Origin of the sequence: Candidatus Regiella endosymbiont of Tuberolachnus salignus (genome assembly GCF_964020115.1) — a bacterium.
Taxonomy (GTDB): Bacteria; Pseudomonadota; Gammaproteobacteria; order Enterobacterales; family Enterobacteriaceae; genus Regiella; species Regiella insecticola.
In genome coordinates this window covers 917,688-930,329 of record NZ_OZ026542.1, presented here as the reverse complement: position 1 = coordinate 930,329, position 12,642 = coordinate 917,688, and the positions used below count along the sequence as shown (strand labels likewise).

The window sequence follows — 12,642 nt, the reverse complement described above, 5'->3', positions numbered from 1 at the left end:
AACTTTATACCCTTCGCCTTTGAAGCCGCTGCGTTGTTGGCTGCGAGTGTTCGCCGAATCACGTAGTTGTCTACGCTCATCGGTCTCACACTCTGGCCGCCTAGCGGCAACTTCAAGGGCTGTGGGTATATCACGCCGTAGAAAAACATGAATACTAATGTCTGGCTGTTGTTTCGTTACCGATGGACGTTGTTTTACTTTGCTGATAAAACGATCAACGATAGCGTCTTTGACCTTTAATGCGCCATATTGACTGTTCTGAATGGCATGATTAACCCCGGTGAAGTGGACAACAAAGGTTTTATCGACAGTAAAAATAGCCGGCCAATCGATAGCCTGCGCGCCAAGATAAAGATCCTGATCATCATTAACCTGAAATTCATTAAGGGGTAAAAAAATGCGTGATGCCAAGCGACTCCACAGTAAAGTTCGATACAACAGGCGATCATCAGCCTGAAAATAGACGCCGCCCTGAACGACCTTACTGTTGTCAGCCCCTAAGCTTTGTAGTTCATTTTTTAATAGTTCTTCTAACCCTTGCGCAGTACTGGCAAATAATTTATTGAGGCTCTTTTTATTATAAAGAGTGGGCAATAATGGATGCATACAAGCTCTCGTTTAACCGTTGCGCGAAATTTTCCGTTCATAGCTAGCGAGCGTTAGCGAGTTAGCTGGGTGGAAATTGAATCGCTCATTTTATCCTGTCTAAGCAAAATTAGACAGAGAAGGGTTCTTTTTATCGGCTCCCCCTTAAATGGGTTAATGACACCGTTATCCGGATTTGTCCCATATATAATAGACCTCTTCGGAAACCTACTGCGTGATACGGATCCTGCGTTGTCCGGTGCGCGCAATCCTCATGTACTTTATGTTAACGAAGGTTGCTGTGCGCCGGGGCGCCTTGACTCTGCATAACGAACTACGGTTTCCAAAGAGGTCTAATGAGAAATAATCTTAAATGAGGTTATTTACGTGTTTATGATATTAGAAATATGAGATCCTATTTATATTGAGAGTGATTTATTTTAAATAAAATAATTTATTTAAAATATAGGCAACGGCATCATTAAAAATTTATCTGACGCTTAATAAGAGTTAATTTGATAAATTATTTATTTTTTTGAAAGAGGATAAATAACAGTAATGATAAAGTAATGTTCCGATATTGTTGTTATATATCCTTCGTCTTCGATATGGATGAAAAAATTTAATCAAAAATATTCCTTATTATATATAAGGAATGATTATACCCATCGTTTTTCAAGTTACGGCGGCGTTGGCAGCGATCACTCCCCCCTGTCATGTACTACTTGTACACTTCGGGGATTCGATTGATTGCCGCCTTGCCGTAACTCGAAATTCATTGGGTATAAGTATTGAAATATTTACTTCATAAAATAAACCAAAATATAGCCGAATCAGTTTGATTTTATTCAAAGCGGAGGAGCACAGACAGTACAAATAGTACGGCAAGCGAAGACAACACAGAATCAAATCAAACTGATTTGGCTATATTCATTATATTATTAAGGATAGTTATTATGCCCGGCTACGGTATAGCATCTCTTTCTGTAACAGAACAAAACACATTAATCCAGAGGGTTAAAAATATTGACCCTTATTATTCTTCTGAGGTGGCTAGAGCCTTTCTCGATCAATTTCATTATCCGCTAGAAAATAGATTCAGTGATTATCAATTTATGTTACAGGCTGTTGAACAATCGGGTGCGGGTATGAGTTTATCTTTAATTGAGCCTGGTAAAAAAGATGCGGCTGGCTACCATTCTATTGCCGGTTGGCGCGTTATGGACGTATTACCCTCGGCGCCAATAATAATACCCAGGGTTCAGTCTCTACCTAGGGTTCAGCCTCTGAATGAGCACAGTCAAGAACGTTATCATCAGCATGGATATCGGGGGCTTGAAGAAGAAGAAAAATCCGCGCTAGCAATACTGAAGGCATTACATCCCGATCAGGACGCGATGACATTGTGGCGCAGCTTTAATATGGGGGGGGAATTACGACAGAGGTTCAGGATTGAGTTGATGAATACTGGACGCATCCCAGCCTGGGCGGAAGAGCATCGACGGACGTCGATAGATCCTAACAATCTCCATAGATTCGAGCATATCAGACAGCTTTCTAATGCTATGCTGACTGAGTTGATAAAGTGTCCGGGTCTTTATATTACTAGTTTTTCTAGTAGTGACACGCTGATTGATTCTTTTGACCGTGCATTCTTGCGGTTTTTTACCCAAAGTCGGGGTTATCAACGCAATGCTATGGGCGCGCTTTTTAGAACCGATATCCGTGGCGTATTTCGTGGTGATCACCGCACCCCCTATGAACTGAGCCAAGATAAATACATGCTTGGATTTGGCGACAATCTTAATACCCAGCATACCAGCGGTAATACGTTATACACCAGTAGCGTCTATCAAGATGCGTTTAAGTATGGCCGCATAAACTCAGGCGGTGCAAGCCAATTTCACTATGGTTACCAGGATGATGAAGAATATTATTCATTTGTTGATTCAGATGATTCGGATGATGAGAGAAGTGAACCTTTGCGTCAACGACAAAAAGATGGTTTCGTTTACTTAATCGATACACGCGGTCTCGAAGCCATACCGGTAGCAGATAATCGGCTACTCAATCCAAATAATACTGTTACAAACGACCGAGTCGTTGCAGGGGAAATACATGTTTCTGTTCCTCTGGAGGGTATTTCATCTGATCGTATTTGGTTAGTGAGCAGTGATGGGCGACGTGCTGTCAGGGTGAGTGACATCGCGCAACATGACGATCTTCACAATGAGCTGCGTGATCTGGGTGACCGCACTTTTGCAGGCGCAAACTCAGATATATACGATGGAATATTTTACAGAGCTCAGAGGAAAGGGTTAACTGTGCTGGATATTAGTGAAACAACTATGCCAGGAGCGCCGCGTAATATCCGTAACTACCGCTATTCTCACGACCGTCGTTTTAGTGGCGCCAACTTTGCTCATCAAATAGCGGTAGTTAATCCGAATAATCATGAAGAAATGACTATGGCCTGCCGATGGTTAAGCGAAGACAGTACATACAGAACCCTGGTTGATATTAATGGCAATCTTTATTCAACTAATGGGAATCAGCTTGAGGGAGAGAATGCAACACTGGCACAGAAAATAGCTAACAGCGCTATGCTGATGTCTCCGGGTCAGGCGAAAGTCCGTCTACTTTTTGTAGGAAAAAAACAAATTTCGACTCAAGAAACACATTTTCAAGAGACACAATGGAATAGCCAGTCATGGCCTGAAACCAAGAGCATGATCAGTCACTTTATTAATGCTCACCCGGTGTTAATACATAGTTATATATCCGAAGTTGAACTCAGTCAGATTATTTATCGAGAGCATCAGACTTCCTCACAAATTATCATTGATTATGCGGTACCTATAGTCATGAATCGTACGGGAAATACGGTGAAGGTGTACGATTTTATTGAGTTATCGCTTTCTCTTACCCCCTCAGATCTGATTAGTGAAAATCTCGGAAATCATCATCAGCAAGCAGGCGCGCATTATCCTGTGCCCGCGTCTTCTGTTGTAGTGAGTGGCTTGCTGAGTGCTCCCGGACAGGTTGAGCGCGATAATGTGGCTGACTGGGCAAAGCCGACTGTCAATCGGCAGCAGGTGGCGGTAGGCGGTGAGAGAAAGAGTCGGGTTATTATTCAGCTGGAAAATGATGATATCAGCTTGCGTGCAGCGTCGGATCTAGCGGGTAAACACCCCAACGAGGCGGTGATTTATCAGCGCGATAAGCAAGGCAATTTGCGTTTAGTGTATGGGGAGCCGGCGGCATTAGCAGGCGCGTTGAGCCTGTTTTTTGTCGGTCACGGACGGGGAGGTGAGCATGATGCGCATGATAATACCACGCTGGCGGGTTACAGTGCTCCGGAATTAGCGGCGGTGACCCAGCAGATTCATCAGGAATTGAGAACGCAATTTCCCCATGCTTTCCTTGAAAATATTGATAAATTAGTATTAATTGGCTGTGCCTTGGTTAATGATGAAAAAACCGATGGCTTTTTATTTAAGATGGCTCCCGAGCTGCTTAAGAGAGGCATGCACCCAGGCGAAATCGTCGGCTATGCCACTGAAATCGGCATCAGTAGGGCAGTCAGCGAACAGGGCAGAGGTCGTCGCCGTTATCCCTCGATGACGCCGGAGAGGGGAGATGTCTCTGCCCGTAACGTGCGCGTCAGTTTACGGCGGGATGAAACAGGTACGCGCTATTTACCACAGAATCGGCAACAGCGGCCGGCCTCAAAAAACTCTCCATTAGCGTCACAAGAATCGACGTTGCATCAAGTTGTTGAAACCGTACAAGACCGTCAGGATATCAGCTCATCGGATAAAAGCTTGATTAAAGGCGTGGACAGAGCGAAGGAAAGACTAGAGTTATCCCGCCTCAAGAGCGAGGTGCAAGCGGAAATCCTACGGCTAGGGGGAACCGAGTTTCGCTTTAAAAGATTTGGATCCACCGTCGACGGTAAAACCGAGCTTATTTTTGTTGCTAAAGTTAACGCTGAGCAGAGAGGAAAACTTGGCCAGGAAGGGGGGGGCGTCGAAAAACGCCTGACCAGCGATAGCGACGTTTTCGTTAGCATGCAAAATAAAATGCGGCAACTCGAGCCAGAAATTGCTCATGTGGATGGGGTCAGTACCATGAATGCGGCCTTTCTGGCGATGAACCTTTTGTCTCACCGGGGAGAGCAAGATGAATCACCGTGGAAAAAATTTGTCGGCGGCGCCAATTTAGCACAAATCATGCACGGAATAGGGCAGGATATGGGGCATCTTGTTAGCACCGTCAACATTTTGAGCGGGGCAGGCGCTAAAGCTGAAAGCATGTTAGGCAGGCTACTCGGTGGTGTGCGTTTCACTCATGCTGGGAGTGTTGTCAATGTAGCGGTTGATATCATCAATCTTGTGGATGCGGTTAAGGATTTGCAACAGATGCCAGAGGGGCCGCAAAAAGATTTTGCCATCACTCGGGTGGCATTGGCCGGTACGCAATTAACGGTTGATGGCACGCTGGCGGTATTAGGTGTGGTAGCCGGTTTTTCTCCCACTATTGCCAGTGGAATGGCGATAGCCGGGCCACTCAGTGTTCCTTTTGCCGGTGTGATGATAGGTGCTAATGCTTTGGTACAAGCAATGGCCTTTAATAATGCGCATTATCAGGTTGAAGTCAGTGAAATTATCGCGCCTTTTTGCCATGCTGGATCTCAAACTCCCCTCGCACCCACGGCAATCGCGCGACATGACAGTCGTCATCAAGGGGTGGTTTATCTTGAGCCTTATGTGCCGATACAAAAAATGCGGATTAACGGAAACCGCCTTTCGATTCAGCTGGCCGATATCAGGGTTCCCGAATTTAAAAATGATGGCTCGCGTAAACGGACGGGACGAAAGCTAAGTGCCTATCCTGCCTTTGGTATTAATCCAGCAACAGATTATCAACAATCTATTGCTTTGCAGGATAACACGGTATTGGTACTGCCTGCCGCTTTAGCAGGGGATTATGACTTTATGTATGATACCGGTGCCTGGGGGCGTTTTCAGGGAGAAGAGATATTTAACCGATTGCATCAACATTATGGCACCGCGTTTCCTCTCACTACAGACTGGTTGTCTGCGCCTAATGATGCTAATTTTATCCCCCGCGCCACAACCTACATCATAGAATTAGACAGCGGTACACGTTCTTTCACTTTTCAGCAGGGACAAGAGGTTAAAAGAATACCAGGCGATGATCATTTGGGTCTGAGAGCCGGTCATTTGCCCACCCCGGTGGTGGATGCGGAACATGCTGATCTGTTAACTTATGAATTTCAAGGCGCGGGAGGAACCACCTTTATCGACCTCGCCGATGATGCACGACACATTACCATTAAAGCGAGCAGTGACGAGCAAAAACGACACAGCGAACGTTGGGTATTGGATATCACACCCGATACATCCACCACGACATCTGAAGCGGGTCTCGCTCTGGTGCAATCACAAATAAGTCAATTACGGGTTAGAAAAACGGCGCAAGGGGCGATACTGACCTTAAAAGGGCATCCGGTCAATATTGTTGGCCCAATACCTAGAGAAATAACGCTTCAGTTGCGCTCAATAGCACTACCGGGTGTGACATTTAAACTCAGCTTATTAGCGGCCGCCGCGCAAGACAGCCCGAAATTTCAGATTACCCTAGCAGCAGACTCTATCGAGGCGTTATCGGGCAATAATCTTAAAAATATTCAACAGATTATGCAGAGTTATTTCAGTGATGACGTACGGTTTAGGCTTAACCCACAGGTGCGGGTGACTGTCCCGTTGGCAGAGAAGAATATCGCCAGCGGACTGCTTGATTTAACCACAGGGTGCTGGCAAGTGATAGATAATAATGGCGGTAAAGCTACGCATCCACATCTTTATCGCAGTGATGGAAAAGCTTTTGTGTTACTCGGGCGACCTGATGCACATATTACCAGTGTGGCACATATCGAATATGATCCCGAACAACAACAGCTTTATGCGGCGGGTATCACGCATCCCAGAGATAACCCTAAAACTAGCGTATCCTACCGCTATTATCCCCATTTGCCAGAAAATCAGCGCTATCAACGGATAGAAGCAACCTATATCGATGAAAAAAATGGCAAGGAAAAACAACCATTGATACAGCTAATCGAAGAAATCCACTCGGAATCCTCGCAAGCGGTTATCCGTGTCAATTCTCCCTTAGAAGGTTTAAGCGCAGAGTATGCTTGGGATGGAGCGGTTACCCCTGTCAATTCTCCCTTAGAAGGTTTAATCAATGGCACGCAACAATTTTTCAAAAAAATAGAATGGGAGCAGAATAATTGTCACTTTATTGTTGAACGCAACGATAGTGTCAGCAAATCGACATTGACGGTTATTGCGCTCCCTTCGACATCCTTGGCGGAATTTTCTATCAGTCGCCTTGGCGCTGATTTTTCAAAAAAATACGGGAATGCGTTATCTTCTATTACGCTGTCACTGCAAGATGATACACGTAAAATTGATTTGTTGGGTTTGCCCAGGATACCGCTGAATGTATTTGCTCATGTAGATACAAAAATAGTGGGTGCACAGCCCGATACCACATTTTTTTTACACAGTGAAACGTTGCCCCATATCACCTTTAAATTGACGGCTTCGCCGTCAGTCGCCGATGGAGAAAATCTTAAATGGAAGCTGTCGTTATATGCTGAAAATCGGGAAGCGTTACAGGGTGAGAGCAGGGAAAAAATAGTACGTCTATTACAGCACAAAAAAAATGACTCTTGGTTATTGCAGGATCTGGGCACATCGGTTCCATACTCGATAGGCAATAACCCTGACGGCGAGGCTGAAGGTGTATTTGAGTTAATTCCGTTGTTAAGCTCAGAGAGTCCTGCTGCAATAGTCAGTAAAGTGCCGGCTGATAGCGCGGGCATGCGGGATGCGATAAATGCTTTCGATGGAGAAAAGGAGAACCTAGGGGTAAGAGATGAGGTTCTTCTGCCTTCGCAGCGACCGGATTGGCTGATCACCGCAAGGGCGAGTTAATCTTTACGATCCGCTGTATTTGGTGGCTTTTGGTACAGCGGTCGCAAATTATTAAAAAATTTTGCTTTAGGTTGAAAACGTTTTTTAACCTGTTTTTTGCGCTTTTTGTTGTTGGCGCCGTTGGCTGAAAAAAGTACTGAGCATCTGTGAGCATGCATCAACCAATACCCCAGCAGTGATCTCAACCTGATGGTTCATCGCAGGATGGTTTAACAGGGTTAACGCGCCCACCGCGCCGATTTTATTATCATTGGCACCATAGACTAAACGGCTAATGCGGCTATGTATCATGGCACCGGCACACATCACACAGGGCTCTAAAGTGACATACAAAGTAGCGTCGGGTAAGCGGTAATTTTTTTGCTGCTGCCCTGCTTGACGCAATGCCATAATTTCTGCATGTGCGCTAGGATCGTGATGAATAATAGGTTGATTCCAGCCTTCACCAATTATTTTATTCTGTAGAACTAACACTGCGCCTACAGGCACTTCGCCTGCCGCTTGCGCCCGCGCTGCTAATTTCAGCGCCGCCGCCATCCAATGTTCATCATTATGTTCAGTAAGCATCATTATTTTTATATTTTTATATTTTTGCTCTGGCCAGGGCTAGCCTTCGATAATAACGGTAGCACAAGCATAAAGCCTTTCATCGGTGATCGATACATGCAGAAATTTCATGCCTCGCTGGTTGGCGAGTGTTAAGGCACGACGATGTAAGTACAGTATCGGTTTGCCTAGGCTGTCATTAATCAGCTCAAATTGGTTAAACGCGACACCATCGCGCATTCCCGTTCCCAGCGCTTTTGCCGCAGCTTCTTTGACGGCAAAACGTTTTGCGAGAAAACGCACTGCTTGTGAATGTTGTAAATAGCATTGAAGTTCAGAAGGGTGAAGGATCCGCCGTGCCAATTTTTCTCCATTGCGCTCTACAATGGATGCGATACGCTGGATTTCGACAATGTCTGTACCTAATCCCAAAATAGCCATTTATACTCTTCGCCTTTCAAGTCGCGGCTTTGTTAGCTACGGCTGTTCGCCGTGCTGCAATGACGCGCTTCTCTCATTAATTGTTTCATGTCTCTGATCGCAGCATCTAACCCGGTTATCACTGCGCGGCTAATAATAGCATGGCCAATATTGAGCTCATGAATTTCTGGCAGTGCCGCTATCGGTTTTACATTATGATAATGTAAACCATGGCCGGCATTAACTTTTAAGCCCTGTGCTGTGGCATAGCGTGCTGCTTTAGTAATACGCTCTAATTCGTTATCTCTATCCAGCTCAGTAGCATCCGCATAGGCGCCGGTGTGAATTTCAATATAAGGGGCACCTGTCTTAACTGCCGCCTCAATTTGATCATTATCCGCATCGATAAATAATGAGACCTGAATGCCGACCGCTGACAATCTTTTTACCGCTGCTGTGATGGTTTCCAATTGATCCACGACATTCAGCCCGCCCTCAGTGGTGATTTCCTGCCGATTTTCAGGCACTAGGCAACAAAAATGCGGTTTTAATTGACAGGCGTTGTCGATCATCTCTTTGGTCACTGCCATTTCCAGATTCATACGGGTGCCGATGGTTTTGCGTAAAAGTTCGACATCAGGATCCGTAATATGGCGTCGATCTTCACGTAAATGGACGGTAATGCCATCTGCTCCTGCCTGCTCGGCGATACCAGCTGCGAAAATGGGATCAGGATAATTCGTTCCACGGGCATTACGTAATGTCGCAATGTGATCAATATTAACGCCTAGCCGTAGATCAGTCATAACCACTCCTTACGCTTAAAAATTGCTTTACTTTAATATACCCAATGAATTTCGCGTTACGGCAAGGCGGCAATCAAGCGAATCCCAGGAGTGTACAAGTAGTACATGACTGGGATGAGAGTGTGCAGCCAACGCCGCCGTAACTTGAAAGGCGAAGGGTATAGACCTTTTTCGAAACCGTAGCGAGTGATACGGAGTCAAGGCGCCCGGCGCACAGCAACCTTCGTTGCCATAAGTACATGAGGATTGCGCGCACCGGGCAACGCAGGATCTGTATCACGCAGTAGGTTTCGGAGGAGGTCTAATCGTCGCCATAGCCCAGGCTACGCAACGCCCGTTCATCATCCGCCCAGCCTGATTTGACTTTTACCCATAATTCTAAATGTATTTTACAGGCAAACATCTTTTCCATCTCTTCACGGGCTTCAGTGCCGATCTTTTTAATTTTTTCGCCTTTATCGCCGATAACTATTTTTTTTTGGCCGTCACGCTCTACTAAAATGAGGCCGTTGATATTGTATCCCTTTCTTTTATTGGTCATATACCCTCCGCCTTTGAAGCCGCCGCGTTGTTGGCTGCGGGTGCTCGCCGAATCACGTAGTTGTCTACGCTCATCGGTCGATCGCCCTGGCCGCCTAGCGGCAACTTCAAAAGCGAACGGTACAAAGCGCTCAATTTCAACGGTGACGGAGTAAGGCAGCTCATCGCCGAGAAAACGCATGAGTTTTTCACGGATCATTTCTGATGCCATAAAACGTTGAGAACGATCAGTGATGTAGTCTTCAGGGAAATGATGTTCAGCTTCTGGCATGTGTTTGCGTACAATATCGGCGATGGTATCAAGATTCTTCCCCTCTTGTGTCCGCTGTTTTTTTTCCGACGCTTCAGCGATAACAGGTAAAATGCCAATAAAATTAATTTTTTTACGCAGAAAATCGATATGCGGTAAGAGTTTCGCTTTATCGGTGACATTATCCATTTTATTGATGACCAGTAATACTGGACAGTTCACATGGCTCAGCTTGTTCATTACCATTTCATCATCGGCGATCCAATGCGTTCCTTCAACGACAAAAATAATCAGCTCCACATCTCCGATAGCGCTGCTTGCCGCTCGATTCATTAAGCGGTTAATGGCACGCTTTTCTTCAATATGTAATCCTGGGGTATCGATATAAATGGTTTGATAAGCCCCTTCGGTATGGATCCCCATAATACGGTGCCGCGTGGTTTGAGGTTTACGTGAGGTAATGGAAACTTTTTGTCCCAATAATGCGTTGAGCAACGTGGATTTGCCCACATTCGGTCGTCCAACAATGGCAACAAAGCCGCAGTGCTGTTTTTCTTTCTCGCTCATACGAGCTCCAGTTTTATCAATGCTTTTTCCGCTGCTGCTTGCTCAGCCTTGCGACGACTTAATCCGCAGCCTCTCACTGTTATTTCCTGCTTAGTCAAATTATTCTCTCGACAAGGAATAATAAATTTACAGTGAATAATAAATTTTTGTTCGTGTGCTTCGCCATGAACTTGTGTGACTAAATAAGAAGGCAGCGGAAGATGGTGACTTTGTAAATATTCTTGTAAACGTGTTTTCGGATCTTTTTGTTTTTCACCCGGACTGATTTCCGCTAATCGTTTTTCATACCACGTTAACAGCAGTCGTTCGGTTGTTTGTATGTCGCTGTCTAAAAATATTCCACCGATAAGCGCTTCTACCGTATCAGCCAAAATCGATTCGCGCGGGCTTTTTCCATTTTTTAATTCGCCTTTTCCTAAGTACAAACATTTTCCTAGATCGAATTCATGTGCTATCTCAGCCAGGGTTTTTCCTCTGACTAAGGTTGCGCGCATTCGACTCATATCCCCTTCATTGATGTCAGAAAAGCGTTGATATAGCGCTTTAGCAATAAAAAAATTTAAAATAGCATCACCTAAAAATTCAAAACGTTCATTATGTTTGCTGCTGGCGCTACGATGTGTCAGCGCTTGCACTAAAAGCGCGCGCTGTTTAAAAGCATAGCCCAGCCTTGTTTCTAATTTTTTTATGATGATAGGATCCATGGCTTACCATATATTAAATATACCCTTTGCCTTTCAAGCCGCCGCGTTGTTGGCTGCGGGTGTTCGCCCGAATCACGTAGTATGTCTACGCTCATCTTCCTTACGCTCTGGCCGCGACGCTGCAACTTGAAATTCATTGGGTATAGACTAATTAATACTCCCAATACGATTGAAGCGTACTCCCGTTGGCCATTCACCTTCTTGCTTCTCAAAGCTCATCCAGATAGCTGTCGCTTTACCCACCAAATTACGCTCTGGTACAAAGCCCCAATAACGACTGTCTGCACTATTGTCTCGGTTATCACCCATCATAAAATAATGACCTTCAGGCACGACCCATTGGCCAAGTGGATAATTTCCTTGTTGATAATAGGAACCCAGCTGATCGTGAGCGCCAGGGACAGCTAAAATGGAGTAAGCCGTTGATCCCATATGTTCATTATTGGTATACAAACGGATCTCTTCATCAGATATCTCTTTATTGAGCGGGATTTGGAAAAAGCCCGAGCTGGGATCACCGTCACCCTGAAAGCGGAAACGCTGTACCTGATCGCTAGGCTGCCATCCACTGTAACTGATACTTAAGCTTTCATCACAGGCTTTACCCGTGGGACAGGACGGTTGCACGGTTATCTGTTTTGTTATTGGATCATAACTGATTCGATCACCCGGTAAGCCAATAACCCGTTTAATATAGTCTAAGCGGGGATTTAACGGATATTTAAACACAGCAACATCACCACGCTTAGGATGACCGGTTGGGATCAGTGTTGTTTGAGTGATGGGATCTTTAATGCCATAAGCGTATTTTTTTACCAAAATAAAATCACCGATTAATAAATTTGGCATCATTGAGCCTGAAGGGATCTGAAAAGGCTCATAGATAAATGAACGCATAACAAAGACGAGTGCTAATACCGGAAAGATAGAAACCGCATGCTCTATCCAACTGGGTTGTTTGGCCATTTTTGTCAGTGTATCGCTCTCTACTGTATTGCTCATGTTGTTAGGCAGTGTACTGGCCGTCGCATTCATTGCCGCCACTTTTCGCAGGCGAGCCGGACCCCATTTAAAACGTTCAAAACACCAAATAGTCCCTGTCACCAGCGTTGCTATAGCTAGAATCAAGGCGAATATATTAGCCATGCAATCTATCTCCTATTGATTAGACCTCTTTCGAAACCTGTTGCGTGACG

The 12,642-nt window shown here is 45.2% G+C and carries 7 protein-coding genes and 1 pseudogene; 1 reads left to right on the top strand and 7 read right to left on the bottom strand.

What is annotated here, in order from left to right:
- Window positions 1-120: 120 nt before the first annotated feature.
- Window positions 121-606, bottom strand: a pseudogene (locus tag AACL30_RS04730) (THUMP domain-containing protein); the annotation flags it as partial.
- Between the two features lie 935 nt (window positions 607-1,541).
- On the opposite strand from AACL30_RS04730, the gene AACL30_RS04725 reads away from it, so the two are divergent.
- On the top strand, window positions 1,542-7,613 hold the full coding sequence (locus AACL30_RS04725) for a C80 family cysteine peptidase (RefSeq protein WP_339057885.1): 6,072 nt from the start codon (window positions 1,542-1,544) through the stop codon (window positions 7,611-7,613).
- Between the two features lie 84 nt (window positions 7,614-7,697).
- On the opposite strand, the gene tadA is transcribed toward AACL30_RS04725, so the two are convergent.
- The 6 genes from tadA to lepB all read right to left on the bottom strand — a co-directional run bounded on the left by tadA (window position 7,698) and on the right by lepB (window position 12,592).
- Window positions 7,698-8,180, bottom strand: a complete 483-nt coding sequence (tadA, locus tag AACL30_RS04720) for a tRNA adenosine(34) deaminase TadA (protein ID WP_339058390.1) — start codon at window positions 8,178-8,180, stop codon at window positions 7,698-7,700.
- 39 nt (window positions 8,181-8,219) lie between these two features.
- Window positions 8,220-8,600, bottom strand: a complete 381-nt coding sequence (gene acpS / locus AACL30_RS04715) for a holo-ACP synthase (protein WP_339057884.1) — start codon at window positions 8,598-8,600, stop codon at window positions 8,220-8,222.
- A gap of 32 nt (window positions 8,601-8,632) precedes the next feature.
- Window positions 8,633-9,385: a pyridoxine 5'-phosphate synthase gene (gene pdxJ, locus AACL30_RS04710; protein WP_339057883.1), complete on the bottom strand. Its 753-nt coding sequence runs from the start codon at window positions 9,383-9,385 to the stop codon at window positions 8,633-8,635.
- 301 nt (window positions 9,386-9,686) lie between these two features.
- Window positions 9,687-10,742 (bottom strand): GTPase Era, encoded by a 1,056-nt coding sequence (gene era, locus AACL30_RS04705; protein ID WP_339057882.1) that lies wholly within the window; start codon window positions 10,740-10,742, stop codon window positions 9,687-9,689.
- Window positions 10,739-11,446: a ribonuclease III gene (rnc, locus tag AACL30_RS04700; RefSeq protein WP_339057881.1), complete on the bottom strand. Its 708-nt coding sequence runs from the start codon at window positions 11,444-11,446 to the stop codon at window positions 10,739-10,741. The genes era and rnc overlap by 4 nt, the downstream gene beginning before the upstream one ends.
- A 147-nt stretch (window positions 11,447-11,593) precedes the next feature.
- Entirely contained in the window at window positions 11,594-12,592 is a 999-nt protein-coding gene (gene lepB, locus AACL30_RS04695; protein ID WP_339057880.1) for a signal peptidase I, read from the bottom strand.
- Window positions 12,593-12,642 lie beyond the last annotated feature (50 nt).